At 56.6% G+C, this 341-nt stretch carries 1 protein-coding gene; it reads right to left on the bottom strand.

Translation table 11 applies throughout. The annotated features are described in order from the left end of the window. Positions 1-341: hypothetical protein (locus JIN85_RS21070; RefSeq protein WP_200274556.1), on the bottom strand; the 341-nt coding region annotated here is incomplete at both ends.

Raw genomic sequence — 341 nt, 5'->3', positions numbered from 1 at the left:
GTCAACCGGTTCCGGACTTCCTCCATCCCGTCGAACAGCCGCTTCCAGTATTCCTTTTTCGCCGTGGTCAGCTTCATCCGGAGCGACTCGATCAGACTTTCGCGGCTAATCTCGAATTCCTTCAAAATGTCCGGCGTCAGGCTGCAGACCGATTGATAGTTCACCCGCAGCTCATCGAGCCGCATGTCGTAAAGCCGGCACAGCGCTTCGATGAAGTTTAATCGATGAACCACCTTGGCTTCCTCGATTCGCTCCTCGAACGGCAGCTCGGTTTCGCCCTCGGCAAACCGGAATGTCTCATCGAAGAACCGGACGAACGGATCGCTCGGGCAGTCTGTCCG

It is taken from the genome of Luteolibacter pohnpeiensis, from assembly GCF_016595435.1.
Taxonomy (GTDB): Bacteria; Verrucomicrobiota; Verrucomicrobiia; order Verrucomicrobiales; family Akkermansiaceae; genus Luteolibacter; species Luteolibacter pohnpeiensis.
The sequence above is the reverse complement of the archived record's forward strand: the minus strand, read 5'-3'. Positions and strand labels throughout refer to the sequence as shown.